The sequence below is a fragment of the Micromonospora sp. BQ32 genome, assembly GCF_059358895.1.
Genome location: NZ_JCADBI010000002.1, coordinates 137,094 through 163,447, shown reverse-complemented (window position 1 = coordinate 163,447; position 26,354 = coordinate 137,094). Strand labels below are relative to the sequence as shown.

Genomic DNA, 26,354 nt, shown 5'->3' with positions numbered 1-26,354 from the left:
CGCTCGCGCTACCAGGGGGTGGTGATCATGCGGACTCGTCTCCGGCCTCGGTGCGGGTGTAGGTCAGGAAGAGGGCGCCACTGTCCAGCACGGTGTGGTCGGTCAGCCGCCAGGTACGTGGTGCGAAGACGGCGTCGCGGCCGAACAGCGGGATGCCGGCGCCGATGGTCAACGGGGCAAGCTTGATGATCAGCTGGTCGATCTCGGGATAGAGGGCACCGGCCAGGGCACCACCGCCGATCACCCAGACGTCCCTGCCGTCGTGCCGCTTCAGCTCTCGTACCGTGGCAATTGGGTCCTGGTCGATGACCTCGACGGCCGGGTCCGGGCTGCTGCCCAGCGTGCGGGAGAACACCAGGTGGCGCAGGTGGGGGTACGCGTCGGTCACGCCGGCCTGCAACCCCACGTCGTAGGAGTGGCGCCCTTCCAGCACGGTGTCGAACCGACTGCCCTGGTCGGTGATGCCGAACGCCTGCCGGGCCGGGCCGGGCAGGGTCTCCGGATACTCCGCGACGAGGTGGCGCAGATAGTCGTCCGGAATGGGCCAGAACCCGCCGGGGCCGGTGGGATCGGCGCCGTCGGGGCCGGCGATGAAGCCGTCCAGGGTGGTGGCGATGTAATACACGAGCTTGCGCACGAACAACTCCTTGCCTGAGGTCGGATGCTGATCATCGCTCCGACGTCCCTCAGCCTTCCGCAACGGGTCCGAGGCGGCAAGATCAGATTGTCGACGTACACGCTTCCGCAGCACGCCGCCGTCACCGCTCGATGTGCTTCTCGAACCAGTGATGGGCGTAGCGCTCGGTGTTGTACGCCTCGATCTCCCGGTAACCGGTCGCCCGGTACAGGGCGATCGCCTCGGTGAGGTTGCGGTTGGTGTCCAACCGGACCGCGGTCGCGCCGCGCTCGGCGGCGTACCGTTCCAACTCACCGAGCAGCCGCCGCCCGACGCCGAGCCCGCGTACGGTGTCGGCCACCCACACCCGTTTGACCTCGGCGGGCGCGTCGGGGTGGAGTTTGACCGCGCCGCAGCCGATCGGTTCGCTGTTGAGGGTGGCGAGCAGGAGCACCCCGTTGGGCGGGACGAGCGCTTCGTCGGGGAGCGGTTTGCTCAGTGCGGGGTCGAACCCGCCGTCGAATCGTCGTTCGATGTCCCGGACGTAGGCCCGCAGGCACGCACGGGCTCGCGGGTCGCTCGGTGGGCACGGCTCGATGACGACCATCGAGCCGATGAGCAGCCGTTCGACCTCGGCCATGGCGGTGACGAGTCGTTCGCGGCGGTGTTCGGTGAGCGGTTCGAGGATCGACGCGGCGAGATCGTCCGACCGCTGGTCGAGGTCGGCCCACTGGGTGCGGCCGGCGTCGGTGAGCGTGGCGACGCGTACGCGGCCGTCGCCGCCGGACTGGTTGGCCGGTCCGACGGTGACGAGGCCGTCGTTCTCGAGGGTGCGCAGGAGTCGGCTGAGGTATCCGGAGTCCAGGCCGAGCCGGGCCCGTAACGCGGCGACCTCGGCGCCGGCGGGGCCGATCTCCCAGAGCAGCCGCGCCTGCCCCAGGGGGCGCCCCTGGGCCATGTACTCGTCGTCGAGCGCACCCACCCGCTGGGTGACCGTCCGGTTGAACCGCCGCACGGCGGCGATGAGAGCGGAGTCCACACATCTGACTTTAGTCAGGCTTCTCGGCTACGCGCCAGATCGGCGCCGGTAGGAGCCGATGCCTGCGTGGTCCAGGACGACCACCACAAGCACCACCCCGGTGGCGACCGCGCTGACCGCCAACAACGGCAGCCGCAGAGCGGCCGCCGCAACGCCCAGCACGAACAGGGCGGCCACCCGGGGCCAGGAGAGTCGCCGGTGGATCGCCGCCGAGAAGAGGATCCGCCCGGCCAGGAACAGCGTCGGACCGCTCAGGATCACCAGGACCGCGGTCGTGTCACCGGTCCGCGTAGGGTGGGCGATGCTCAGTTCCGCACCGACGGCGGTGACCACCAGCCCGGCGACCATCACCAAATGCAGGTATCCGGTGATGACCCCGAGCCGGGACGGGTCGGCATGCTCGATGGCCGGGCCGAGGCGCTGACCAGCGGGTGTGACGTAGAGCAGACCGATCAGCACCGCGGTGGCGAAGACCAGCAGGAACGCGGTGGTCTGCGGGAGGGCGAGGTCGGTGTCGGCGTACGAGAGGCCGGCGACCAGGACGAGTTCGCCGAGCGCAATGATCATGATTTGTTGGTACCGCTCGGCGAAGTGCTCGCCGGCCAGGTGCAACTCCTGTGGCCTGGTCCGGCCCATCCATGGCGTGGGCCAGCCGAGTCGAGGGGCGGTGAAATCGATGGCGATGGCGAGCAGCCAGAGCGGCACCCGCCACTCCGGCAGAAACCCACCGGCCAACCACGGTACGGCGGAGACGCTGAACCAGCAGAGGATGCGCAGCGCCCGGATCTGCCGCGGGTGACCGCGTAGCGCGATGGCGGTGACCGCGCCCCGGGCGAGGTGCACCGACACGTACGCGCCGGCGAAGAGCAGGCCCCGCCCGTCCAACGCCTGCGGGATCGCCACCCCGGCCAGCAGGCTGCCCAGCGCGGCACCGACCAGCAGCCAGCGCACCGCCGGGCTCTCCGGGTCGTACCAGTCGGCGAACCAGGTGGTGGTCACCCAGATCCACCAGACCCCGGTCAACAGCACTGCGGTATGCAGCGCGCCGGCCAGGCTGAGGTCATGCAGCAGGTGGGCGGCCAGCTGACTGAGGGCGAGCACGAACGCCAGATCGAAGAAGAGCTCCAGGAACGAGGCGCTCAGCGGCGAGTCGCCACGCCGCAGCAGCCGTTCGGGTCTGCTCGCCATCGGCGCTCCTCCCGCCGGCGCACGCCCTGCGTCCGTCGTACCACCCGAGGCCGGCCACCGGAGGCGAAAGCGAGGTCAGGGGCGGACGCCACGCCTCGGGGCGACGACCCGCTGACCCCTCGTGTCGTTGATCTGGCTGCGCCCATGGTCACCGCTGACCACGGTGGGGGCACCGACTCAACGAGGAGGGACGCCGATGACCGCTCAGCGCGAGACCGTGCAGGTCGACCACGATCTGTTCCGCGCCGTGTACGACTCGCCCGCATCACTGCCCGGCCGACACCGCTGGACCACCCCCGAGTCGGACGTCCGGCGGCTGGAGAAACTGCTCGGCATGCCGGCGCGCAGCATCGGCGCTCCGCTCTGGGTCAGCGGCGACGAACCCGACTGCCCGAAGTGCCGTCGGCGGATCACCTGGTACGACATCGTCTCGTCGGCGCTCTCCGGCCTGCACGACAAGGCCATGATCGCCACGGTCATCCTGGGCGAGCGCAAGTACGTCAACACCGAGATCCCGGCTGCCATCGCCGGGGTGCGCTGCTCCGACTGTCACACCGCGATCGACGGTTTGCGCAGTTTCAAGTGCCACAACTGGGCGTACGCCTTCGAGGCGCTGGAGGCCGTCCGCGAGCGGATGGCCGGCGGCCCCGTGCCGACCTGAGCCGACGCCACGCGGCGGCCGAGCCGGAGCGAGTCGGCCTGAACCGGAGCCGCGGCGGCCCCCGAACCGGCCGGAGCGGCTCAGTCGGCCGAGCGGCGGGTGGGTCGGCGGCCGGGTGGGGAGGGTGGCTCCGGGCCGGGGTCGGGCACCGGCGGCATCGGCCGGGTGACCGGCTCGGCGCCGGTGACCCGCAGCGACTCGCCGTGGTGCCACAGCTCGACCTCGGCAGCTGCGGCGGCGTCGGGCAGCTCGTAGCGGGCCTCGGCCGGAGTCAACGTGACCCGCAGTCGGTGGCCGCGCCAGCGCAGGCTGAACGCCAGCCGGTCGATCCGTCGCGGCAGCCGGGGGTCGAAGGAGAGCACCCTCCGGTCGTCGCGCAGCCCACCGAAGCCCTGCACCAGCGCCAGCCACGCGCCGGCCAGCGAGGCCAGGTGCAGCCCGTCGGCGGTCTTGTCCCCCAGGTCGGCCAGGTCCTGTAGGACCGACTCGGCGAACAGGTCGTACGCCAGATCCAGGTGCCCGACCTCGGCGGCCAGCACGGCCTGCGGGGCCGCCGACAGCGACGAGTCGCGGACCGTGCGGGCCTGGTAGTAGGCCAGGTTGCGGGCCTTCTCGTCGGCGGTGAACTCACCGGGGCAGAGCTGCATGGCCAGCACCAGATCGGCCTGCTTGACCACCTGCTTGCGGTACAGCTCCAGGTACGGAAAGTGCAGCAGCAGCGGGTAGTCGTCGTCGCCGGTGTTCGCGAAGTCCCACTCGGGTTGTTCGGTGAAGCCGGCGGCCTGCTGGTGCACCCCGCGCTCGCGGTCGTACGGGATGGCCATCGCGTCGGCGGCGGCCCGCCAGCCGGCCACCTCTTCGCGGTCCACGCCGAGCCGGCCGGCCAGCTCGGGATGCCCCTCGGCGGCGTCCGCCGCGCCGCGCAGATTGCGCTTCGCCATCAGGTTGGTGAAGACGTTGTCGTCGACCAGCGCGGCGTACTCGTCCGGGCCGGTCACGCCGTGCAGGTGGAAGGTGCCGTCCTCCGACCAGTGGCCGAAGCCGTGCCAGAGCCGAGCGGTCTCCACCAGCAGTTCCAGCCCCGCCTCGGCCAGGAACCCCTGATCGTCGGTGGCCGCCAGGTAACGCAGCACCGCGTCGGCGACGTCCGCGTTGACGTGCAGCGCGGCGGTGCCCGCCGGCCAGTAGCCGGAGCTTTCCCGGCCGCCGATGGTGCGCCACGGAAAGGTCACGCCGGTCAACCGCAGCTCGGCGGCCCGCTCCCGCGCTTCGGGGAGGTGGGCGTGCCGCCACCTCAGCGCCGAGCGGGCCACCGCCGGGGCCAGGTAGGTGAGCACCGGCAGGACGTAACTCTCGGTGTCCCAGAGGACGTGCCCGTCGTAGCCGTTGCCGGTCAACCCCTTGGCGGAGATGGTCCGGTCGGAGTCCGGGCGACCGGCCTGGATCAGGTGGAACATCGCGAACCGAACGGCCTGCTGAAGCTCCGGATCACCGTCGAGCTGCACGTCGGCCACCTGCCAGGCCGCGTCCAGGGCGGTGCGCTGGTCGGTGAGCAGGGCGTCGAAGCCGTCCGCGCGGGCCGCGTCCGCCTCGGCGGCGACCAGGGCGGCCAACTCGTCGGCGGGCGTCGCGTCGACCGCCGCCCACTCGTAGGCGGCGAACTTCGTCAGCCGCAACCGCTCCCCCCGGTGAAGCCGGCCGGTCACGGTCAGCCGTACCCGGTCCGGGGTGCAGTCATCGGTGATGGTCACCGTCCCCGGCCCGTCCAGCAGGTGACTGACCGCGACCGCGACGCGCTGGCCGCTGCGCTCGGGGCGGTGCACCAGCACGCCGTCGAGGCCAGTCGCACGGTACGTCTCGGCGGTCAGCGGGTCGGTGGGCGCCGACGCCGCACGAGGGTCGTCCGAACGCTCCGGCACCGTCTCGTTGGCCAGCAGATCCGAGCAGACCCGCAGCTCGACGGCGGCGTCCAACGGCTCGACCTCGTACCGGACGGCGGCCACCGGGCGATGCGGCAGGGACACCAACCGGGTGCTGCGGATGCGTACGCCCCGCCCGGCCGGTGAGATCCACTCGGTTTCCCGGCGCAGCACGCCGGCACGCAGGTCGAGCACCTGTTCGTGGCTGCGCAGCGTCCCGGTCCGGAGATCCAGCGGTTCGTCGTCGACCCAGAGCCGGATCAGTGCGGCGTTCGGTGCGCTGATGACGGTGTCGCTGGCCGACGGGAACGCGTACCCCTCCTCGGGGTAGCTCAGCTCGCGCCGCTCGTGGAAGCCACTGACGTAGCTGCCCGGCATCCCGCACGGGGCGCCCTCGTCGAGCACCCCACGCCAGCCGAGCCACCCGTTGCCCAACGCGAAGATCGACTCGGTCTCGCCGAGCCGGTCCAGGTCGGCCTCTGTGCGCCGGATCCGCCAGGTCTCGTCGTCCGCCGTCGCGGCGCTGGACTGTGGTTGATCGGTGGCCGAACCGGTCTGCACGAAGCCTCCTGTGGATACTGACGTCGTCCTGGAACAGCCAACCAGGGCTGGCTGTGCGAATCCTGGACGAAGATCGGGCAGACCGCTCGACCTTCGACAGGAGCGGCGCCCCCTGCCGTGTTCCTAGGGTGTCCCCAAGGTGAACAGGGTATGAACGTGAAGTGAGGTGATGCATGGTCGACAACGGCAGCATGGACGTTCCGGAGATCAGCGCCGAGTGGTACCGCGACGTCGTCGACGCCGCCGCCGGCAGCCCAGAGCCGGTGCAGTGGTTCGCCGGACACGCCACCGAGGGGGTGGTCCTGCTGCTCGGCGCGCTGCTGCTGATGGCCGCGCTGAGCCGCCGGTCCGGCGGCCCGCGTAACCGGGCACTCGCCCTGATCGCGCCGGTGCCAGCCCTCCTGGCGTACGTGGGCAGTGAGTTCTTCAAGACCGTGGTGGACGAGGAGCGCCCCTGCCGGACCATCGGCCGGGAGATTATCGCGAGCGCCTGCCCACCCCCGGGTGACTGGTCGTTCCCCAGCAACCACGCCACCATCGCCGGCGCGCTGGCGGTCACCACGTTGCTGCTCTCCCGCCGAATCGGCCTGGTCGCGCTGCCCCTGGCCGCGCTCGGCGCCTTCTCCCGGGTCTTCGTGGGCGTGCACTACCCGCACGATGTGATCGCGGGTGTGCTCTTCGGCGCCCTGGTCGCCGTGGTGGCTACCCCGTTGCTGGCCCGCCCGACCAGCGAGGTGCTCCGCCGTCGGGCCGACCGCTCCGAGGGCCCGGTCCCCAAACTGGCCAGCCGCTCCCGCCCCTGACCAGCGACGCCCCCTGGATCGGCGGCGGCATTCAGCGAATGAGCAGTAGCGCGCCGACCGTGCCCAGCAGCAGGAACGGGCCGAACGGTAGGTGGGTGCTCCAGGTGGCGCGGCGGGTGGCCAGCAGGCCCAGACTCACCAGGGCGGAGAGCCCGAAGGTGAGCAGCAGTCCGAACAGCAGCACCGGCCAGCCGTACCAGCCGAGCAGCGCGCCGACGCTGAGCGCCAGCTTGGCGTCACCCAGCCCGAAGCCGCGGCGGCCGAGCAGCACCGCGGTGCTGGCGAAGAAGAGCGCCAGCCCGGTGCCGCCGATGACGGCCCGCAGCCAGTGCCCCGGGTCGGCGTCGAGCGCGGCCACGCCGAGCAACAGCCAGGTGCCGGCCGCCGCGGGCAGGGTGAGCCGATCCGGCAACCGGTGCACCGCCAGGTCGACGAAGATCGCCGGAATCGTCCAGCCGAGCCACCAGATCAGCGCCGGCAACGCCCCGCCCGGCGGACCGGCGAACGCCAGCAGCACCGCCGCCGTGAGCACGGCCACCTCGACCGTGCCCGGCGGTGGGCCGACCCGGGCGAGGCAGCGACCGCACCGGGCCGCCGGGCCCAGCGCCGGCCAGGGCCGGGTCAGGCCGACCGGCGCGCCGCAGGCGTCGCAGCCGGTCCGGCTGGGCAGGCCCGAGGGTACGGCGTAGCGCAGCGCGGCCAACCGCATCAGCGGGCCGATCGCGAGGATCGCGAACACGGTCGAGACCCGGGTACGCGCCAGCGCCGAGACGAGGCCCGATGCTCGTTCGCCCCGCTGGGCGGGCGCTGCCCGGCGGGCGGGTTCCGTCGTACCGCCGGACGGCGGGAGTGCCGGGCTCCGATCGGGTGGCTCTTCCCGACCCGGGACGGCCGCCGGGGGGCCGGTCAGCGCCATGTCGCCTCCGTTTCGGCTGGATGCGCCCCCGTCATAGCGAACACGGATCGTGACTGAGCACTCGCTCCGGTGTAGCGGATGGCGCAGAAAGCGACCTGCCGACCCAGGCCCGCGAGGATGCTTCTGGCCGCCTCCGGGCCGGGCACCCCGTCGAACGAGGAGGCCGCCGGTCGGCCGGCAACGCCGTTCGAATGCCGGGATGAGGCCGCGATGTCCCACTCCCGCGACCAGTGACGAGACGTCGGTGAGGCCATCCGAGCCGGTGACGCCCCATCAATAACGACCTTTCGCTCCACCATTGCTCGGGATGCGGTGCGGACACCCATCACCACCACCTGTCATCACACAGAGTGTTCACGTGAATTGCCTCTGTTGCATCGGCGAGCGTCAGCCTATGCTCGCCCCTTGGGTGTGACGCAAGCCTCACCTTCAGCATCGGACGACACAGGACCCTGCATTTGTAAAAGATCCGTAACGGTGAATGCAGAAGCGCAATGAACGGCTCCGGATGTGCTGATCCGGGCGCGCTTCCGCATGCCCGACGGCGGTGAACCCGTCACCGCCTCGGGCGACCACGAGGAGGCTCGACGGTGCGCGGACGGCAGCTCAGACGAGCGGCAATCTGCCTGCTGGCGGTCGTGGCGGCGATGCCGGTCACCGCCTGCGCCAGTGGACGGGAAACGGTCGAACGGCCGACGGCAGCCCGCGACGACGGACCCCGGATCGATCCCGACGTCGAACGGCGCGCTGCCGAAAAGGCGGCACTTGACGCGTACTCCGGGTATCTCGCGGCCTCACGCACGGCGGGCCTGCGCAGCGATCCGCGCGCGCCGGAACTGTCCCGATTCCTCGCTGACCCACTTCTCACTCGGGTCCAATTGTCCATTCGCGACGCAAAGGAGCACGGCGCCATGCGTACCGGGACGTTGAAGTCCGACCCGACCGTGACCGCCGTCAGCCTGGACACGAAGCCGGCCACCGTGGAGATCCAGGACTGCCTGGACACGACCGGCTACCGGCTGGTCTACGCCAAGAACAAACGCCCCGTCCCGGGCAGCGGCGGCGGCAGACACCTCTCCACCGCCACCGCGACCCGCTACCCCGACGGCCGCTGGCTGATCAGCTCCGGTACGACGCACCGGGACCAGCCGTGCTGACCCGGGCCGCGACAACCCGACGGGCGATCGCCGGAATCGGCCTCACGCTCCTGCTGGTGGTCGGCGCGACCCTGCCGGCCGCCGCCGCTCGACGGGCCGACCCGGGAGCCGGCTGCCCGCCCGCCCAGCCCGACTGCAGCGTCTGGGACGACGAACCCGGCAACCCGGGCGATCCCGGCGGCGGCGGGGACGACGGTGGGGATGACGGTGGCGGCGGGGGTGGCAGCGGCACCTGTCAGTGGAACGGGCGAACCATCCCCTGCTACGACGAGGTGTTGGGCTGGTTCAGCAGTAGCGACGGCTGCTACTACAAGTTGGCCGAGCCGCAGGGCGAGGCACCCGAGGGTCAGCAGTGGTACGTGAAGACGTGCAACGGCGGCGCCGACGTGGGCAACCAGACCGTCGTGCTGCTGGACGATCCGCCGGCCGGCTTCGGCGCGCCGCCCAACCCGGAGGAGTTGGCCCGTCGCGCCCTGGCGTCGATCAGTCTGCTGCCGGCGAGGCTGAAGGTCGCCCCCCGCAAGGACATCGGGCCGGGCCTGGTCGGTCTGCCGGTATGGATGTGGGCGACACCGACCCCCAGCTACTTCGGCCCGCTGACCGCGTCCGCGTCAGACCGGGGCGTCACCGTCTCCATCGAGGCGAAGGTCGACCGGATCGTCTGGGACATGGGCAACGACGAGTACGTCACCTGCGACGGTCCCGGCACCCCGTACGACCCGAAGGGCAGTCGCGCCGGCCTCACGTCCCCCGACTGCGGCTACGACGAGGGCTACTCGGAGGCCGACACCTACGACGTCACCGCCACCACCCACTGGACGGTGACCTGGCGCGGCGGTGGCGAGAGCGGAGAAATCCTGGTGACCCGTAACAGCGGCATCGTTCAGATTCAGATCAACGAACTCCAGGTGGTCACCAGATGAGCCTCGCGACGCGCAACGGGACCCCGCCGGTGGACGCACCCGTCATCCCGCCCACGGTGGTCCGCCAGCGCCGGGTCCGTCCCGGGCTGCTCGGTCTCGCCGTCCTCCTGATCGCCCTGGGCGGGCTGGGCGCGGCGTTCGCGGTCACCTCGGTACGGGCCACCGGCAGCTATCTGGCGGTGGCCCGCCCGGTGGAGGTGGGCCGGGAGATCAGCGCGGCCGACCTGGTCACCGTGCAGGTCGCCGGCGGCCAGGGGCTGCGCCCGGTGCCCGCCGCACGGCTCGACGAGGTGGTCGGCAAACGGGCCGCCGTCGCGCTGCTTCCGGGCACCCTGCTCACCCTGGGACAGGTCACCGACGACCCGCTGCTCGGCCCCGGCCAGCAGCAGATCGCGCTCGGCCTGAAGACCGCCCAGGTGCCGGCCCGCAAACTGCACCCCGGTGACAAGGTCCTGCTGGTCAGCACCCCGGACAACAACGCCGACGGAGACACGGCCGCCGCCGGCACCCGGTTCGCGGCCACCGTCATCGACATGGTCAGCCCGGCCAACGACGACAAGGTCCTGTACCTGGCGCTGCTCACCCGCGATGTGCCCGCGGTGGTGGCGCTCGCCGCACAGGAACGGCTCGCCGTCGTGCTGACCGAGGCGGCCTGAGCATGGCGATCATCGCGCTGGTGTCCGCGAAGGGTTCGCCCGGCGTCACCACCTCGGCGCTGGCCTGCGCGTTGGCCTGGCACCGGCGGCTGGTGGTCGCCGAATGTGACCCGGCCGGCGGATCGATCCTCGCCGGATATCTCGGCGGCCAACTGGACGGCCCACGCGGCATCGGAGAGCTGGCCGTCGGGGAGTTGCGCGACGGCAACCTGGAAACCGCGTTCTGGTCGCAGCTGGTCGACCTGGACGCGCCCCGTCGGGAACGGCTTTTGCTGCCCGGCCTCGTCGACCCGGCCCAGAGCGGCAGCGTCACCCCGCTCTGGCAGCGCTTCGCCGACTACTTCGACGCCCTCGACCGCGGCACTCCCGGCTACGACGTTCTGGTCGACTGCGGCCGGCTGCACGTCACCGGGCCACCATGGCCGCTGCTGCGGGCCGCCTCGGTGGTGCTGTTGGTGACCCGGGCACACCTGCCGGACCTCTCCGGCACCCGCGCGGTGGTCACCACGATCGAACGGGACTTCGCCGAGCACCGGGTGCCCCCGGGCACCCTGCGGCTGCTGCTGGTCGGCGACGGACACGGGCGGGCCGAGATCAGCCGGGCCCTGAAACTGCCGGTCATCGCACGGCTGCCGCACGATCCGCGTACCGCCGGGGTGCTCGCCCTGGGCGGGACCGTGCGGGCCGGTCGGCCGCTGATGCGCGCGGCGGCCGCGCTGGAGGTGCCGGTCGGGGCGCTGCTGGAACGGCGGCGGGCCCGGTTGTCGTGGCCCGTGCAGCAGGGGGTGCCGGATGCGGTTTGAGCCGGTCTCCACCGACCCGCGCCAACAGCCACCGGGCGTGACCTCCACCGCGCCGCCCCTGGCCGCGCCGAACGGTCGGCACCACCAGTCCGTGCCGCTGCCGCAGCCGATGCCCGCGGCCACCCCGCCGCCGGAATCGCCGCCGCGGCCCCGGATGGACTTCCAGGTGGTCCGGGAACTGCGCCGGGAACTCACCGAACGGCTCACCCTGTGGCAGCGCGGCCGGGAGTTCACCGTCGACGAGGAGGACACCGAGCGGGCCCGACTCGCCGTCACGGTGGTCGCCGCGTACGCGGACTCGGTGCGCCGGTCCGGCACGCCGATGGCCGCCGGCGAGGAACGCCTGCTGCTCGACCAGGTGACCGCCGAGCTGGTCGGGCTCGGCCGGCTACAGACCCTGCTGGTCGACGACACCATCGAGGAGGTGCACATCCTCGGCTGCGACCAGGTACGCATCACCCGGCACGGCGGTGGGGTGGACTGGGCCGAACCGATCGCCGACAGCGACGCCGAACTGGTGGAGATCCTCCAGGCGGCGGCCCGCCGGGCGGGCGCGACCGAGCGGTCCCTCTCCACCGTGAAGCCCACCCTCGACCTGCAACTGCCCGACGGCAGCCGGCTGGCCGCGGTGTTCCTGGTCAGCCACCGCCCGTACGCGGTGATCCGCAAGCACAACACCCTGGACGTGAGCCTCGACGACCTTGCGGGCGCCCGAGGTGACCTGGACGAGATGATCGACCCGCTGCTGCGCGACTTCCTGCGCGCGGCGATGCGCGCCGGCCTGAACATCATGGTCGCCGGGTTGGCCGGCGCCGGAAAGACCACGGTCATCCGGGCGCTGATGAACGAGATCCCGCCCGACGAGCCGTACGTGCTGCTGGAGGAGAGCCGGGAGTTGCTCCCGGCCCGCCGCCGGGAGCGGCACCGGGCGGTGATGAGCTTCGAGGCTCGGGAGGGTCACGGCGAGCGCGGCTTCGACGGCCGCCCGGCCGGTGAGGTGACCATCGCCGACCTGATCCCGCTGTCGCTGCGGATGGGCGTCCTGCGGATCATCGTGGGCGAGGTGCGGTCCCGGGAGATCGTGCCGATGCTCCAGGCGATGACCACCAGCCGGGGGTCGATGTGCACCATCCACGCCCGCACTTCCGCCGGCGTGGGGGAACGGATCGTCGAGCTGGCCTTGGCGCACGGCCGCGAGATGACTGTCGACCAGGCCCGCCGGATGGCCGGCAACGCGCTCGACCTGATCGTCTACGTCACCATCGAGGACGAGACCGCGATCGGCGGGCGGAAACACCGGTTCGTCTCGCATGTGGAGGAGGTGATCGGGGCCGGCGAAGCGGGCCGGATCACCACCACCACGGTCTTCGGGCCCGGCCCGGACGGTCGTGCTGTCCCCCGGCACCTGCCGGAGCGGGTCCGCGACCAGTTGCTGCGGGTGGGTTACGACGCGCGGCTGCTGACCCGGTGGGTCGAGGCCGGTGCCGGTGCCTGGCGGCGGCCCCGGCAGACCCGACTGGCCCGGCGGTGACCTGATGCTCGGCAGCCTGGAGTTGATCGCGGTGGTCTCCGGGGCCGCCTGTGTGGCCGGGCTGCTGCTGGCCGTGGTCGCGCTGGTCGGCACCCGCCGGCCCCCCGGGCCGCGGCCAGGCAGCGGGCCGGGGCTGAGCCGACTGTGGCGTGGGCCGGGCAACACCCCGGCCGAACAGCGGGCCTACCAGGCGCTGCTGGTCGCCGCGCTGGCCGCCGGCGCGTTGGCGTTCCTGCTGACCGGGCTGCCGGTGGTGGGCCTGCTGGTGGCGGTGGCGGTGCCCGGCACCCCGTGGCTGTTCGGGGTCGGCAAGGCCGAACAGCGGGCGATCGCCCGGATCGAGGCGGTCGGCGAGTGGACCCGCCGCCTCAAGGACGTCTCCGGCACCGGGCAGGGTCTCCAGCAGTCGATCATCGGCACGATCGGCAGCGTGCCACCCGGCATCGAGGACGAGGTACGGCTGCTCGCCGCCCGACTCCAGGCCGGCTGGATGGCCCGCTCCGCGCTGCTGGCGTTCGCCGACGAGATCGCCGACCCGGTCTGCGACCAGGTCGTCGCGGCGCTGATCCTGCACCTGTCGGACCGGGGTGAGCGGCTGGGCGACGTGCTCGGATCGATCGCCGGCGCGGCGTCCGCCGAGGTGGCCACCCGGCGGGAGATCGAGGCCAAGCGCACCCAGCCCCGGTTCGCGGTCCGCTTCCTCACCGGAATGACCCTGGCCACCCTGGCGTACGGGCTGATCAACACCGAGTACATCAGGCCGTACGGCACGCCGGTGGGCCAGGTGGTGATGGCCGCCCTCGGCGCCGCCTTCATCGGCCTGCTGGCCTGGGTGCGGTCGATGAGCCAGCCGCAACGGCCGGCCCGGTTCCTGCCGGCGCCCGACCCCAGCGAGGTGATCGCGTGAGCGCGCAGCGGAGCCCGGCAGTCGCGACCGAAGGGCGGCTCCCGTGATCGTCAACTGGCAGTTGGTCGTCGCGGTCTGCGGTGGTGCCGGGATCGGCCTGGGCGTCTTCCTGGTGGTCCGGGAGCTGGTGCCGGCCACACCGGCGCTCGGGCCGGCGCTGCGCCGACTGCATCAACCGCCGGGCTCCGGCCGGCCCGCCACGCCCGCGTCCCGGCGACTCGACTGGCTGACCGGCATGTCCCGCTGGTTACGGCCGCCGCAGATGCAGCTCGCCCTGATCGGTCAGACCTCCGAGCAGTACGCCCTGTCGGTGCTGCTCTCCGCGCTGATCGGGTTGGCCACGCCGACTCTGCTCGGGGCGGCGTTGTGGGTGCTCGGCGTTCCGTTTCCGCTGGTCGTGCCGGTGCTCGGCAGCCTCGGCCTGGCGCTGCTGGGCGGCCTGCTGGCGCACCGCGCCGTGCTGACCAAGGCCAACGCCGCCCGCGACGAGTTCCGCCAGGCCGTCTGCACCTATCTCGACCTGGTGGCGTTGCAGCTCTCGGCGGCGCACGGGCCGGTGCAGTCGCTGGAGCGGGCGGCGGCGGTCTGCGACGGTTGGGTGTTCGACCGGCTCCAGGAGTCGCTGCGGATCGCCCAGATGCAGATGCACGCGCCCTGGGACGAGCTGCGCGACCTCGCCGACAAGATCGGCATTCCGGAGTTGGGTGACGTCGGCGCGATCATGCGCTCCTCCGGCAGCGAGGGCGCGCAGGTGCACGAGACGCTGCGCAGTCGGGCCGACTCGCTGCGCGACCAGATCCGCACCGACAACCTCGCCCGTGCCGAGGGGATCACCAGCAAGCTCGACATCCCGGGCGCGCTGCTCGTCTTCGTGCTGCTCGGGTTCGTCCTCTATCCGTTCATCGCCCGTGTGTGACCCGTCCCCTGAAGGAGTACGCCATGTCCATCCTCAGCTACCTGCACGTCGTGGTGACGACGCGCCTGGCCGAGCTGCGCCGCGACGGCGAGCGCGGCGACAGCCCGGTGCCCACAGCGGTGATCATCGCCGGCCTGGTCGTGGTCGCCATGGCTGTCACCGCGCTGGCCCTGACCAAGGCAGAGAACTGGATGGACAACATCCCGGACTACACGGAGCCGGAGTAACCGGGATGCGCCGAGCCGCGTTCGCAAGGTGGCACCGGGCGGTCACCGCCGTCCGGCGCCACCTCGCGGCCGGCGACCGGGAGCAAGGTGCCAACCCGGTCGAGTTGGCCGTGATGATGCCGCTGATCCTGGTGCTGCTCTTCGCCTCGATCCAGGTCGCGGCCGTCTTCCTCGCCCGTTCCACCGCGTTGAACGCCGCGCAGAGTGGCGTCAACGCGCAGCGGACGTACGAGGCGCGCAACGGCGCCGGGGTGGACAGCGCCTCCCGCTTCCTCACGGCCGCCGGCGGCTGGCTGGTGGGCTGGGACACGCCTGGCCCGACCTGCGTGACCACCACGACCGACGTGACCTGCACGGTGAGCGGCCGGTCCCTGTCGGTGGTGCCGGGCGTGGACTTCGCGGTGCGGCAGACCGCCCACGGAACGGTGGAGCGGGTGACCCCGCCATGACCCGTGCCGCCGAGCGGGGCTCGGTCTCCATCGAGGTGGCGGTGCTCGCGCCCGCGTTCATCGCGCTGATGGTGCTGGCAGGTGTGGTCGGGCGCAGCGCGGTCGCCGCGGAGGCGCTCGACGCGGCCGCGCACGACGCCGCGCGGGCCGCCTCGATCTCCCGGGATTCCGACACCGCCAAGGAAGAGGCGGCGGAGGCCGCCCGAAAGCAGCTCGACTGGCACGGTCTGGCCTGCTCCAACGACCTGAACCCGACGTTCACCGGCTCGATGGCCGGTAGTGACTCCAGCTTCGACGAAGCCTTCAGCAGCTCGGTCGGTACGGACGCCACGGTGACGGTGACGATCAGCTGCGTGGTGTCCTTCCGGGACATCACCCTCGACATCCTGCCCGGGATGGAGAGTGAACGGCTGATCACCGCGGAGTTCACCTCCCCACTCGACCGTTACCGGGGTCGGCAATGACGGCCATCACGTCGGCTGCCAGGTCCTCGCGGTCAGGTGAGCACGGCCGGGTGAGCATCTTCCTCGCGGTGACGATGGTCGGCGTACTGGCCATCATCGGCCTCTCCTTCGACGGCGCCGGGCAACTCCGCACCCTGCAACGCGCCCAGAACCTGGCCGCCGAGGCGGCCCGGGCCGGCGGTCAGGCCATCGACCGGGCCACCGCCATCGAGGGCGGGCCGAAGCGGATCAACGAGCCGGGGGCGCGCGAGGCGGTCGCCAACTACCTGGCCGCCGTGGACACCGCCGGCCACACCGTGAGCTTTCCCCAGGTCGACGGGGAGACCCTGATCCAGGTGACCGTCTCCATCACCTACCACCGCTCGATGATCGGACCGTTCGTCCAGGACAAGACGGTCACCGTCACCGGCGAGGCGACCGCGCGTGCCATCACCACCGCAGCACCGTAGGAAGGAAGGCAGCCATGCCCGTTTCGGGTGGGTCCGTCGTACGGCGGACCGGACGGATCCTCACCGGCATCGGCGCGCTGGCCGTGCTCCTGGTGTTGCTGGTCGGCGCGCCGATCGCGCTGCTCGCCTTCGCCGGTAACCCGCTGCCCGACCACCTACCCACGATCAGCGAGGTGGGCACCGCGCTGACCAGCCGGGACGACGGTCAGCTCTTCCTGCGGGCGTTGGCGGTGGCCGGTTGGTTCGGCTGGGCCACGTTCGCCTTCTCCGTTCTCGTCGAGCTGGGTGCACAAACCCTGCGCCGGCCGGCGCCGAAGCTGCCCGGGATGGGCCGCCAGCAGAAGGCCGCCGCCGCGCTGGTCGGCTCGGTCGCGCTGATCCTGGTCGCCAGCCCGGCCGCCGCCAGCGCCGCAGCGGTCTACGGCGCCCCGGCGTACGCGAGTACGAGCGCACCGGCCGTCACCACCCTGGCCGCGCCGACCCGCGCCGCGACGACACCCGACACGGCCGCGCCGGTGTACCGGGTGGCGCGGGGCGACTACCTCGGGGAGGTGGCCGACCGGTACCTGGACGAGTTCGGCGACTACCGACAGCTCGCCAAGTTGAACAAGCTCGACGACCCGGACCGGATCCGCCCCGGCCAACTGCTCCGACTGCCCACGGAGGCCGCCGACCAGGGGGCCCGGCAGCACGCCACCGGCCGGCTCGTCGACCAGCCGGCGGCGCCGAAGCCGCCTGCGCCCCGGCCGGCGCCCGAGCGGGCCGCACCGCCGCGGGTGGCCCCGGCACCACCCAGCGGTACGGAGTCAGCGGGCCAACCACCAGCGATGACGGTCGGTGCAGCCGGGGCTGGTGCCGCCGATCGGGTGAACCGCCCGCTGGCGGTCTCCGCCGTACTGGCGGTGGCGAGCATCGTCGGTGCCCAGATCGGCGCGGTCCTGGGGCTGCGCCGCCGCCCAGCCACCGCCGGAGCGGCTCCCCGGCTGGCCGCGTCCTCCCGCAAGGCTCGGGGTGGCACAGGCCGGACCAGCGGTGGAGGTGCAGGCCGGAGCAGCAGTGGCGAGGGCCGGCGGGCCAGTGGTGGGGCGGCCGGGAGCGGTGCCGCCTGGGCTGCCAGCCGGGCGGCGGTGGCCATCGAAGCTCCCGCGACAACGAGCGGCGGTACGGCACCGAGCGGGAACGACTTTGGACCTCACGGCGGCGGATTGACACCCGGCAGTGGGGGGGCACCTACGGGCAGCGGGTTGGCACCTACCGGCAGCGGGATGGCAGCTACGGGCGGCGGAGCGGCACCCGCCGGCAGCGGCATGGCTTTCCCCGGCAGCACGGCGTTCCCGGGTAGCGGGATGGCTCTCTCCGGCGGCACGACACCCCCCGGCGGAATGGCGACCGCTGGCGCAGCGGGGTGGAGTGGCGACGACGGCTGGGCCGGTGCTGGTGGTGAGGGCGGGCTGTTCGACGGCGGGCACGGCCTGGACTCCGTACCGGACGGTCCGCCGGTCGGCCGACACCGACGCACCTGAGCGGCCGGCACGTGCCGCGACGGTTGCCGGGTGGCACACCGCGACGCCGGAGGCACCCGGGGTGGGCCAGCGAAGCCGGGCCAGGGCAGGCGGGTCAGGGCAGGCGGGTCTGGAGCACGCCGTTCTGGATCCGGGTGGGCAGGATCTGCTGGTCGTTGCCGGACGGTCCCTGCACGACCTCACCGCCGTTGAGCCGGAACGCGCTGCCGTGCCACGGGCAGACCACGCAGGCGTGGCCGTCGATCTCCTGCACCTCACCCTCGCCGAGCGGCCCGCTCTGGTGTGGGCAGCGCTCCAACATCACGGTCACCTCGTCACCGTGCCGGTAAAGGATCACCGAGATGTCGTCGTCCACCTCGCGGGTGATCAGGGTGCGTTGCGGCAAGGTCGCCATGTCAGCCAGCGAGTGCCAGCCGTCGCTCATCCGGCGCAGCTCGGAGATGCTCTGGTTGACCTGCGCCCCCTGCTTGTACGCCAGGTGGCCCCCGATGTACGCCCCGAGGCTCACGCTGGAGAGCCCGAGGAAGCCGAGGGCACGGCCCATTCCGTGGCGGCCGGAGAGTCGGGCGGCCAACGAGCCGGCGTAGAGCGTCAGGCCGAGGGTGTTGGCGGCGGCGTGCACCAGGCCGACCCGGCGCTGGTCCCGGGCGAGGGCCGCCCAGTCGTTCAGACCGGCGACCGCCGCCGGCAGCGCGCTGACGGTGCCCAGACCGACCAGTACGGTGGCGGGCCGGCGCTGCCCGGGCATGAGGTCCAGCACCGCGGCGCTGATCCACGCGCCGACCGGCACCTGCACCATCGCCGGGTGCAGCGGATGCCCGAGGGTCACCCCGTGCAGCAGGTCGCGCAGCCGGCGCGGACGCAGCGTTCCCAGGACCACCTTCTGCAACCGGTCACCCGCGCGGTCCAGCCGGGAGTCCTGCTCAACTTTCGTCAAAAGTGCTCGCACGAGTACCGACTTCCCGGCGATCGCCGTCGCAAACCGGTCGGCGGCGACAAACCTGCCGCACCGCCCCGCACCGCCCCACGCCGCCGATCTTGCAGGTTCTGTTCCGAGAATCCGGGGCACAAGCCGCAAACCAACAGCCCAACCTGCAAGATCGACGGGGATTGTGGGGGTGGGGCGGGGCGGGCATGCTGGCGAGATGGGTGTGCGGGTGGAGCGGGTCGGGGCGGTTAGCACCGTGGTGCTGGATCGGGCCGAGGCGCGGAACGCCGTGGACGGTCCTACGGCGCGGGCGTTAGCCGACGCCTTTCGGGCCTTCGAGGCCGATCCGGACGCGGCGGTGGCCGTGCTCTGGGGCGCCGGCGGCACGTTCTGCGCCGGCGCTGACCTCAAGGCGATCGGCACGCCGAGCGGCAACCGGGTCGAGCCGGAGGGGGACGGCCCGATGGGTCCGACCCGGATGACGCTCAGCAAACCGGTGATCGCGGCGATCTCCGGGTACGCGGTGGCGGGCGGGCTCGAACTGGCGCTCTGGTGTGACCTGCGGGTCGCCGAGTCCGACGCGACACTCGGGGTGTTCTGCCGCCGCTGGGGGGTGCCGTTGATCGACGGTGGCACCGTCCGGCTGCCCCGGTTGATCGGCGAGAGCCGGGCGATGGACCTGATCCTCACCGGCCGCCCGGTGCCGGCCGACGAGGCGTACACGATGGGGTTGGTCAACCGGTTGGTGCCACCCGGCCAGGCGCGGGCCGCGGCCGAGGAGTTGGCGGCCGCGATCGCCCGGCATCCGCAGACCTGCCTGCGCAACGACCGGGCGGCGCTGCTGGCCGGCGCGGGGCGAGGAGAGCCGGAGGCGCTGGCGACCGAGTTGGCGTACGGGATGAACTCACTGGCCACGGACGCGGCGGCCGGCGCGGCCCGGTTCGCCGCGGGCGAGGGCCGACACGGCGCGACGCCGCCGGGAGGGGTACGCCCCCCGGCGGCGTCGGCTACCGGCTAGCTCAGTTGCGGTTGATGGTGAAGGTTGTCGTGGGGTTCTGGATGTCCACCGCGTTGTTGCTCAACCGGAGGTTGTTGAAGGTGACCGACCCGACGGCCGGCCCCTGCCCGGCCTCCGGCATCGGGTTCGCCCAGATAGCGAAGCCGGACTTCGCGTCGTAGGCGTCCCCGCTCTTGCGGGCACCGCTGATGGAGATGTTCGTGAAGACCGTGTCGGTGATCGGGTTCTGCGGCTGCCCGCCGACGTAGTTGGTCTGGAACATGATGCCGCTGTAGGTCGGATCGATGATGTCGACATCGCTGACCCGGATGCCCTGGAACACCTTCGAGGCGGAGAAGACCCAGATCGCCGGGAAGGTTTGTGAGCCCCAGAAGTGCCCACCGGCCCGCACGATCGAAATGTTCTCGAACCGGGTGGGCGGGCTGGCGCCGAAGCCGTTCATCGGATAGCCGAAGTCGAGCGAGCTGATGGTGATGCCGGAGTAGACCAGCGTGTCCGCGATGTAGATGTTGCGGAACGTGTTGCCGTAGCCGCCGTACACGGCGACACCGGCTGCCCGCCAGGTCAGGGTCGAGGTCAGGTTCTCGTAGATGTTGTCCTTCATGTCGGCGCCGCCCGCGTCGATGGCCGAGAACAGCGCGAAGCTGTCGTCGCCGGTGGCCCGGGCGTCGTTGTTGCTGACCAGGTTGTTGGTGCTCCCGTTGGTCATGTTGATGCCGTCGGCGAACATGTTCCGGATCCGGGAGTTCTTGATCGTCATGTAGTCGGTGTTCGCGCCCCAGTAGAGGCACACCATGTGCTCGTTCCAGATGTTGTCGATCACGATGTTCGACACGTTGGAGAAGTCGAACACCTTGCCCGGACCGTCGATCCGCGAGGTGTAGTTGCCGAAGTACGCGAAGTTCTTGAACGACGAGTTGGCCGCCGAGTTCTCGGCCCGGAAGCCGATGTCGGTGTTGTCCTGGCCCGACGGCGCGTTGAACCGGGTGTACCAGGGGCCGGCGCCGGTCACCTGGACCGCCTTGCCGTACACCTGGAACTTCGACGAGGTGGAGTAGTTACCGGCCGGCAGGTACACCCCGATCAGGTTGCCGGTGGTGTCCATCCGCACCCGGTCCAGGGCGTTCTGCACGTCCTGGTGGGTGAAGCCGGTCGGCGTGGTGTAGCGCGCCGGGTCCGGGTTGGCGATCGGCGCCACCTGCTCCGTGTTGATGAAGTCGATGGCGTACGTGGTGGTGTTGGCCGGGTCCTTCTGAAGGCGGATCTTGCTGCCGGCCGGAACGGTGGAGTTGAGCATGACGTTGGCTTCGTCGTAGATGTGCCGCGGACCGCCCGCGCTCGGCGAGTTGCCCGGGCTGGTCTCGTTGCCGTACAGCCAGGCGTACCGGGACGTCAGATCGATGGCCTTGTGGAACGTGCCATTGACGTAGACGTTCAGCGTCGAGTTGATCCCGCCACCGCCGGGGGCGTCCGGGATGGAGAAGCGGGTGACCAGCGTGTTGGTGCTGGCCCGAGTGGTGAACTCGACGTAGCTGCCGTTCGAGTTGAGGGTCACCGCCCGCCGACCGGACGCCTCGCCGGCCAGGTCGCCGACCTCCCGGTTCGGTCCGACGACGGTGGCGCCGCCGCCGATCACGCCGTCCTCAGCCTCGTACATGTCGTACGGCATGTTGGCACCGCGCCCCACGAAGAGCGGCCGGTCGCTCGTGTTGTTGGCCTGCTTGACCGGCAACTCGTTGCCGTCCACGGCGAGTACCACCCGAACGGTGTACTTGCCGTTCGCGGCGGTCCAGGTGCCCAGGCTGATCGGGCCGACCGTGGCGCCGGCGTTGATCACGCCGGAGTACGAGCCGGTCAGGGTGCGGACCACGGTGCCGGACTCGTTGAGCACGGTCAGGGTGATGCCGTGCGCGCCGGACGCGGACGCCTGGTTGCCGGCGTTGCGGATGGACACGGAGAAGGTCACCGTGTTGCCCGCCGACGGGTTGCCCGGCGACCAGGCGACCGCCGAGGCGACCAGGTCGGAGCTGGCGACCGCGGCGACGACCAGTGGGCTGGGGTTCGTGTAGCTGTTGTTGGTGTCGTCCTGCTCGACGACGGTGTTCGACTCGTCGACCTTGGCGCTGAGCGGGTAGCTGCCCGAGTCCCGGGTGCCGATGCTGGCGCTGACCGTGGTCGAGGCACCGGCCGCGAGACCGCCGACCGAGGCCGTGCCGACCCGGGTGGAGCCCAGGTAGAAGTTGACGTTGGTCGCGGCGGAGGCGGCCGAGCCCGCGTTCCGCACCGTCGCGGAGAGCGTGATGGTGCTGGTCTCCACCGGTGCGGACGGGCTGAACGACATGCCGGTCACGGTCAGGTCCGGGTTCGGCGCCGGAGTGCCGAAGACCTGGAACTCGGCCACCTGACCGGCCGGAGCGCCGGTGTTCGAGGCGATCGAGAGCCGTACGTCGGCCGCCGCGCCGGAGACCGGGATGGTCACCGTGTTGCCGCTGCCCGGGTTGAAGGCGTAGTTCGCCGCGCCGACCAGGGTGGTGAAGCTCGACGAGCCCTGGTCCCGGCCGAGCACTGTGATGTTCTGGGTACGCGCGCCCCACGCCGAGTCCGGGTTGAGCTTCACGACGACCTGGCTGAGGCTGGCGTTCGCGCCGAGCTGCACGGTCAGCGTGCTCGGGTTGCCGTTGCCCTCCCAGTAGGTGGCCACGTTGTTGTCGTTGGCGTTGGTGGCCACGAACGTGTGCACGTACCCGGAGGCGGTGATCGGCTTACCGATCGCCAGGTTGGAACCGGTCGGGTTGCCGGTGCCGGTCCGGGTCACGGTGTTGCTGTTCGCCGACTGGTTGCCGGCCGCGTCCTTGGCCCGCACGTAGTACGAGACCGTGGCACTGGTCGGCTGGCTGTCGGTGTACGTGAGCGTCGAGCTGTTGACGCTGCCGCGCAGCGCGCCGTTGGCGTAGACGTCGTACCCGGTCACCCCGACGTTGTCGGTCGACGCCGACCAGGTGAGCCGGATCTGCCCACTGGCCGGCTGGGTGTAGGCCAGGTTGCCCGGGACGCTTGGCGCCTGGGTGTCGGTGCTGCCGGTGGCGCCGTAGACCTCGACCTCGGAGAGCTGCGCGGCCGGCCACCCGGTGTTGGCGGTGACCTGCACGCGTACGTAGCGGGTGCTGGCGGCGGTGAAGCTGACCGTCGCGGTGTTGCCGCTGGCCGGGTTGAAGGTGTAGCCGGCGGACGCCTTCAGGGTGGTGAAGGACGAGCCGTTGGTCGAGCCCAACACCGACAGCGTCTGGGTGCGGGTCTGCCAGTCCGACGCGGGCGGCAGCTTGAGCACCACCCGGTCCACGCTGACGGTGGCGCCCAGGTCCGCCTGGATCCACTGCGGGAACGCGTTGTTGGCGCTCTCCCAGTAGGTCGACGCGTTGCCGTCGTTGGCGTTGCCCGCCACGTAGTTCTGGTTGTGGCTGCTGGCGGTCATGGTGGCGGAGAGCCCGGCGAGCATGGCCACCCGGGCGGCGGCCGCGGACGGGTCGGCCGCCGGTGCCGCGCTCGCCATGGGGGTGACGACCGGGGCGGTGGCGAGGAGCATCCCGGCGAGCGCGCCGGCGAGCATCCGACGGCGGCCCGTGCGGGCGGTGCGGGGGACAGTGGTGGGCGCGCCGGTTGGCGGCGTGCCTCGTCTGGTGCCGGTCCTGGACATGGGGTCGCTACACCTCTTTCGGGGGTGGGTGTGGGTGCGTTGCCCGGCGACGGGTGCAGGGGTACGCCCGTCGTTCCGCGACAGGTGGGGGACGGTGCGGGTTGGGGACGGGGGGTCGGACGGCCGGCGCGGCGCTGCGCCGGGGCGCCCGGCCTAGCTGGAGTAGACCTCGAACTCGCTGAGCTGGCCGGCTGGCCAGCCGCTGTTGCCGGTGACGGTCAATCGCAGGTACCGCTGGGTGGTCGCCGTGAAGGTCACGGTGACCGTGTTGCCGCCGGCCGGGTTGAAGCTGTAGCCGGCGGACGCCTTGAGCGTGGTGAACGTCGAGCCGTTGGTGGAGCCGAGCACCGCCAGCGTCTGCGTACGCGTCTGCCAGGCCGATGACGGTGGGAGCTTCAGCACGACCCGGGACACCGACCGGTCGGCCCCCAGGTCCACTGTCAAGGACTGCGGGAACGCGTTGTTGGCGCTCTCCCAGTAGGTGTTCGCGTTGCCGTCCACCGCGTTGGGGGCGGCGTACACGTCGGAGTGGCTGGTCTCGGTGATCGACCGCCCGGCCGCCAGGTTGCCGCTGGGCGGCGGCGTGGTCGGGGGCGGGGTGGTCGGCGGCGGGGTGGTCTGGGTGCCGCCGTACACCTCGACCTCGGAGAGCTGCGCGGCCGGCCAGCCGGAGTTGCCGGTGACGGTGACCCGGAGGTAGCGGCGGTCACCGGACGGCAGCCCGATGGACACGGTGTTGCCCGCACCGGGAGCGAAGACCCGACCGGCGGACGACGCCAGCGTGGTGTACGACGAGCCGTCGGTGGAGCCGAGCACCGACAGGGTCTGGGTGCGTTGCTCCCAACCGCTGGGCAGCTTGAGCGCCACCCGGTCGACCGACCGGGACGCGCCCAGGTCGATGGTGACCGACTGCGGGAAGGCGTTGTTGGCGCTCTCCCAGTACGTCGACGCGTTGCCGTCCACCACGTTGGTGGCCGCGTAGCTCTGGTTGGTGCTGGTCGCGGTCGTCGATCGACCCAGCGCCAGGTTTCCGCTGGTCGGGGGCGGGGTGGTCGGGGGCGGCGGGGTGGTCGGCGGCGGCGAGGTGGGGCCGCCGCCCCACTGGGGGTTTGGCCACGGCCCGCAGTACGGGGTCGGGGTGTACCAGCCGGAGTTGCCGGAGCCCTGGGTGATCTGGAAACCGGCGCCGACGCAGTTGTGCATCGGGTTGCTCTGCGCGATGTTGGTGGCCCGCACGTTGGTGAACGACACCTGACTGTTCGCCTGCACCTGGAGCGCGTAGGTGCCGGCACCGTCGATCCGTACGTTGTTGAGGTTGATCCCGTTGGTCTGGCCCTCGATCCAGTGCAGCGCCGCGTACGAGCTGTCCAGGATGTCGGTGTCGGTGATGTTGATGGTGGGGTTCTGGAACGCCTCGTTGAGCGCGGAGAACCAGATCGCGCCGACCCCGAAGTTCCAGTTGTAGTCCGAGTTGCCGTTACGGATCAGCGTGTTCCGGGCGATCGTCCAGGTGCCCTGGACTCCGGTGGCGCCCTGCACGCCGGGGTAGCGGTTCGCCACGTGGATGCCGCCGCCGTTGGTCAGCGAGTCGGCCGTCACGTTGTCGGTGATCTTGATGTCCCGACCGCCGTAGCTGACCAGGTGGTTCGCCAGCAGGGTCACCCCGATGGTGTTGCGGGTGAAGGAGTTGTTGACGTTCGGCACGCCCTGCGCCCACATCGCCAACGCGTCGTCGCCGGTGTTGCGGACGAACGTGTTCGTCACCGTCGAGTTGGTCACCCCGGTGTGGAAGTTCACCCCGTCCGCGGTCTGGTCCAGGATCCGGCTGTTACGGATGGTGAAGTTGTCCATCGGGCCGTCCATCCACGCCCCGACCTTGGTGTTCTCCAGCCAGAGGTTGTCGACCACCGAGTTGGTCATGGCCCCACCCAGGGCGTTGACCTGGTCGTCGTCGACCCGCTCGCGGATGTCGCCGATGATGGCGAAGTCCCGCAGCGTGACGTTGCGGCTGGGCCCGTTCGCCTCGTGCGCCCGGACCGGGCCGGTGTAGCCGCCACCGGGGACGTACTTGCCGTAGATGCCGACGGACCGTTTCCGGTCGGTGGGGTGCCGGCCGCCGAGCACCGAATACCAGGGGCCCGCGCCGCGCAGGGTCACCCCGTCGACCACCACGTGATCCCAGAGGGTGAAGGTGCCGGTCGGAATCCAGACCGCCCGGCCCTGGGCCTTTCCGGCGTCGACCGCCGCCTGGAACTTCGCCGTCGAGTCGGTCGCGCCGCTCGGGTCGGCACCGAAGTCGGTGACCACGTCGAGCACACCGGAGGGCTTCGTGATCGCCGGGGCGACCAACTCGAAGTCGGCCAGGTCGATGGTGAACGTGGGCGACTGCGCGGTCGAGGAGACCTGGAGCCGGATCTTCGTGCCGGCCGGCTGGGTGCTGCCGAACATCGCCCGGGTCTCGTCGTAGAAGTGGTGCGGGTTGGTGTCACCCGGGTTGTTGTTGAACGGGTATCCGCCGTAGTACCAGCCGAACCGCGACGTCACCGGGACCGACTTCAGCAGCGCCCCGTTGGCCCGCAGGTCGATGGCGGCGTCCCGGCCGGTGCCGGCCGGGCTGTCCGGCAGGCTGTAGCGGAAGGTGACCGCGTTGGCCGGGGCGCTGAGGGTGAACTCGACGTACTCGCCGACGGCGTCCAGGGTGACCGCCTCCCGGCCGGACGCCTCGGACGGCAGCGTGCCGTAGCGCCGGTCCGGGCCGATTTTCGTGCCGTTGTGGGCGGCCTCCTCCGCCTCCTGCTCGAGAAACGGGACGGTGGCGCCCCGCCCGGAGATGTCGAAGGGGGACAACCCGGCCGCCGAGGCCGGAGTCGCGGTGCCGGTGACCGCGAGGACGGTCACCGAGGTGGCGGCGAGCAGGGTGGCGGCGATGGCGGCCAACCCTGCCCGGGCCGGGTGTCGAAGGTGGTGCGGGGTGCCGGTGGTGTGGTTGGCCATGAGCTGCGCTCT

The 26,354-nt window shown here is 71.6% G+C and carries 22 protein-coding genes and 2 pseudogenes; 16 read left to right on the top strand and 8 right to left on the bottom strand.

All coding sequences use genetic code 11. The annotated features are described in order from the left end of the window. Nucleotides 1–25 precede the first annotated feature (25 nt). The 3 genes from AC5L30_RS04315 to AC5L30_RS04305 form a co-directional block, all read right to left on the bottom strand. Complete coding sequence (locus AC5L30_RS04315; RefSeq protein ID WP_494865520.1) at nucleotides 26–637, bottom strand: dihydrofolate reductase family protein; 612 nt, start codon at nucleotides 635–637, stop codon at nucleotides 26–28. A 121-nt stretch (nucleotides 638–758) separates the two neighbouring features. Then, nucleotides 759–1,655 carry a GNAT family N-acetyltransferase gene (locus AC5L30_RS04310; RefSeq protein WP_494865519.1) on the bottom strand — a complete coding sequence of 299 codons (897 nt, stop codon included), beginning with the start codon at nucleotides 1,653–1,655 and terminating at the stop codon, nucleotides 759–761. A gap of 27 nt (nucleotides 1,656–1,682) precedes the next feature. Next, the gene (locus tag AC5L30_RS04305) at nucleotides 1,683–2,843 is read right to left on the bottom strand and encodes a low temperature requirement protein A (RefSeq protein ID WP_494865518.1); all 1,161 of its coding nucleotides are present in this window, start codon (nucleotides 2,841–2,843) and stop codon (nucleotides 1,683–1,685) included. A gap of 196 nt (nucleotides 2,844–3,039) precedes the next feature. Between AC5L30_RS04305 and AC5L30_RS04300 the strand changes: the two genes are divergently transcribed. Continuing rightward, entirely contained in the window at nucleotides 3,040–3,504 is a 465-nt protein-coding gene (locus AC5L30_RS04300; protein ID WP_494865517.1) for a DUF8243 domain-containing protein, read from the top strand. Nucleotides 3,505–3,584: 80 nt separating this feature from the next. On the opposite strand, the gene AC5L30_RS04295 is transcribed toward AC5L30_RS04300, so the two are convergent. Next, complete coding sequence (locus tag AC5L30_RS04295) at nucleotides 3,585–5,984, bottom strand: glycoside hydrolase family 65 protein (RefSeq protein ID WP_494865515.1); 2,400 nt, start codon at nucleotides 5,982–5,984, stop codon at nucleotides 3,585–3,587. 173 nt (nucleotides 5,985–6,157) lie between these two features. On the opposite strand from AC5L30_RS04295, the gene AC5L30_RS04290 reads away from it, so the two are divergent. After that, complete coding sequence (locus AC5L30_RS04290; RefSeq protein WP_494865514.1) at nucleotides 6,158–6,787, top strand: phosphatase PAP2 family protein; 630 nt, start codon at nucleotides 6,158–6,160, stop codon at nucleotides 6,785–6,787. A gap of 31 nt (nucleotides 6,788–6,818) precedes the next feature. Here AC5L30_RS04290 and AC5L30_RS04285 read toward each other — a convergent pair whose 3' ends face one another. Next, on the bottom strand, nucleotides 6,819–7,703 hold the full coding sequence (locus AC5L30_RS04285; RefSeq protein WP_494865513.1) for a prepilin peptidase: 885 nt from the start codon (nucleotides 7,701–7,703) through the stop codon (nucleotides 6,819–6,821). 647 nt (nucleotides 7,704–8,350) lie between these two features. On the opposite strand from AC5L30_RS04285, the gene AC5L30_RS04280 reads away from it, so the two are divergent. From AC5L30_RS04280 to AC5L30_RS04220, 13 genes and pseudogenes are all read left to right on the top strand, one after another. Next, complete coding sequence (locus AC5L30_RS04280) at nucleotides 8,351–8,860, top strand: hypothetical protein (RefSeq protein WP_494866071.1); 510 nt, start codon at nucleotides 8,351–8,353, stop codon at nucleotides 8,858–8,860. Continuing rightward, complete coding sequence (locus AC5L30_RS04275) at nucleotides 8,854–9,783, top strand: hypothetical protein (protein ID WP_494865511.1); 930 nt, start codon at nucleotides 8,854–8,856, stop codon at nucleotides 9,781–9,783. The genes AC5L30_RS04280 and AC5L30_RS04275 overlap by 7 nt, the downstream gene beginning before the upstream one ends. Beyond that, entirely contained in the window at nucleotides 9,780–10,439 is a 660-nt protein-coding gene (locus AC5L30_RS04270) for an SAF domain-containing protein (RefSeq protein ID WP_494865509.1), read from the top strand. The genes AC5L30_RS04275 and AC5L30_RS04270 overlap by 4 nt, the downstream gene beginning before the upstream one ends. A gap of 2 nt (nucleotides 10,440–10,441) precedes the next feature. Beyond that, nucleotides 10,442–11,242, top strand: coding sequence for a CpaE/TadZ family protein (locus AC5L30_RS04265; protein WP_494865507.1), 801 nt, complete (start codon nucleotides 10,442–10,444; stop codon nucleotides 11,240–11,242). Beyond that, nucleotides 11,232–12,773 carry a TadA family conjugal transfer-associated ATPase gene (locus AC5L30_RS04260; RefSeq protein ID WP_494865505.1) on the top strand — a complete coding sequence of 514 codons (1,542 nt, stop codon included), beginning with the start codon at nucleotides 11,232–11,234 and terminating at the stop codon, nucleotides 12,771–12,773. The genes AC5L30_RS04265 and AC5L30_RS04260 overlap by 11 nt, the downstream gene beginning before the upstream one ends. Next, nucleotides 12,734–13,680, top strand: a pseudogene (locus AC5L30_RS04255) (type II secretion system F family protein). Before AC5L30_RS04260 ends, AC5L30_RS04255 begins: the two are co-directional and overlap by 40 nt. A gap of 46 nt (nucleotides 13,681–13,726) precedes the next feature. Then, complete coding sequence (locus AC5L30_RS04250; protein ID WP_494866070.1) at nucleotides 13,727–14,596, top strand: type II secretion system F family protein; 870 nt, start codon at nucleotides 13,727–13,729, stop codon at nucleotides 14,594–14,596. A gap of 23 nt (nucleotides 14,597–14,619) precedes the next feature. After that, on the top strand, nucleotides 14,620–14,823 hold the full coding sequence (locus AC5L30_RS04245; protein WP_494865504.1) for a hypothetical protein: 204 nt from the start codon (nucleotides 14,620–14,622) through the stop codon (nucleotides 14,821–14,823). Nucleotides 14,824–14,828: 5 nt separating this feature from the next. After that, on the top strand, nucleotides 14,829–15,272 hold the full coding sequence (locus AC5L30_RS04240) for a TadE/TadG family type IV pilus assembly protein (protein WP_494865502.1): 444 nt from the start codon (nucleotides 14,829–14,831) through the stop codon (nucleotides 15,270–15,272). After that, complete coding sequence (locus AC5L30_RS04235; RefSeq protein ID WP_494865501.1) at nucleotides 15,269–15,736, top strand: TadE/TadG family type IV pilus assembly protein; 468 nt, start codon at nucleotides 15,269–15,271, stop codon at nucleotides 15,734–15,736. Before AC5L30_RS04240 ends, AC5L30_RS04235 begins: the two co-directional genes overlap by 4 nt. Continuing rightward, complete coding sequence (locus tag AC5L30_RS04230) at nucleotides 15,733–16,185, top strand: pilus assembly protein TadG-related protein (protein WP_494865499.1); 453 nt, start codon at nucleotides 15,733–15,735, stop codon at nucleotides 16,183–16,185. The genes AC5L30_RS04235 and AC5L30_RS04230 overlap by 4 nt, the downstream gene beginning before the upstream one ends. A gap of 14 nt (nucleotides 16,186–16,199) precedes the next feature. Continuing rightward, nucleotides 16,200–17,224 (top strand): annotated as a pseudogene (locus tag AC5L30_RS04225) (LysM peptidoglycan-binding domain-containing protein); the annotation flags it as partial. 307 nt (nucleotides 17,225–17,531) lie between these two features. Continuing rightward, complete coding sequence (locus tag AC5L30_RS04220) at nucleotides 17,532–17,708, top strand: hypothetical protein (protein ID WP_494865497.1); 177 nt, start codon at nucleotides 17,532–17,534, stop codon at nucleotides 17,706–17,708. Between the two features lie 94 nt (nucleotides 17,709–17,802). On the opposite strand, the gene AC5L30_RS04215 is transcribed toward AC5L30_RS04220, so the two are convergent. Further along, the gene (locus AC5L30_RS04215) at nucleotides 17,803–18,657 is read right to left on the bottom strand and encodes a Rieske (2Fe-2S) protein (protein ID WP_494865495.1); all 855 of its coding nucleotides are present in this window, start codon (nucleotides 18,655–18,657) and stop codon (nucleotides 17,803–17,805) included. 196 nt (nucleotides 18,658–18,853) lie between these two features. Here AC5L30_RS04215 and AC5L30_RS04210 point away from each other — a divergent pair, with 196 nt between their 5' ends. Beyond that, nucleotides 18,854–19,654, top strand: coding sequence for a crotonase/enoyl-CoA hydratase family protein (locus AC5L30_RS04210; RefSeq protein WP_494865493.1), 801 nt, complete (start codon nucleotides 18,854–18,856; stop codon nucleotides 19,652–19,654). 1 nt (nucleotide 19,655) lies between these two features. Here the strand turns inward: AC5L30_RS04210 and AC5L30_RS04205 are convergent, their stop codons facing one another. After that, nucleotides 19,656–23,348, bottom strand: coding sequence for a galactose-binding domain-containing protein (locus AC5L30_RS04205; protein ID WP_494865492.1), 3,693 nt, complete (start codon nucleotides 23,346–23,348; stop codon nucleotides 19,656–19,658). Nucleotides 23,349–23,501: 153 nt separating this feature from the next. After that, a complete protein-coding gene (locus AC5L30_RS04200) occupies nucleotides 23,502–26,342 on the bottom strand; it encodes a galactose-binding domain-containing protein (RefSeq protein WP_494865490.1) in 2,841 nt (946 codons plus the stop codon). Nucleotides 26,343–26,354: the final 12 nt, after the last annotated feature.